This window comes from Roseomonas sp. GC11, assembly GCF_024437745.1.
GTDB lineage: Bacteria > Pseudomonadota > Alphaproteobacteria > Acetobacterales > Acetobacteraceae > Pseudoroseomonas.
In genome coordinates this window covers 1-522 of the sequence record NZ_JANFNY010000211.1, presented here as the reverse complement: position 1 = coordinate 522, position 522 = coordinate 1, and the positions used below count along the sequence as shown (strand labels likewise).

The window sequence follows — 522 nt, the reverse complement described above, 5'->3', positions numbered from 1 at the left end:
GACGAGCCGACCAGCCTGTCCTTCGACCGCACCGGCCTCACCGCCGGCCAGACCCGCTGGTACTGGCTGCGCGCCGTTTCGGCCGATGGGAATGTGTCGGCGCTCGTCGGCCCCGTCTCGGCCACCGCCCTCTGATCCGGAGGCACCCATGCCCGCGCGCATCGACGATCTGATGGTCCTGAACACCGCCGTCAGCAAGACAGATCTGGCCAAATACCTCCGCGACCGGGAGGAGGTTCTGCCCACCGATTTCGGCGGGATCGGCGATGGCGTGACGGACAACACCGCGGCCATCCAGGCGGCCTTCGATCGTGCCGCGGCGGATGGGAAATTTGCCGTCATCCCGCCCGGCACCTGGAATGTCTCGGCCGGGGTCAGCCTCGCCGGCGGCGCGCGTGGCCTCAAGATGCGCGGGGTGATCCGCTACACCGGCAGTGCCGCCATTGCCGTGCTGACGCTGGGCAGCGGCGGCACGGTGCGGAACAATGAGAAGCTCTACCAGGGCCTCCAGGTGATCCGGCA

1 protein-coding gene is annotated in these 522 nt (G+C 69.0%); it reads left to right on the top strand.

Annotated elements, in window-relative coordinates; translation table 11 throughout:
• Positions 1-148: 148 nt before the first annotated feature.
• The coding region (locus NON00_RS24670; protein ID WP_256025446.1) for a glycoside hydrolase family 55 protein at positions 149-522 on the top strand (374 nt) is incomplete at its 3' end.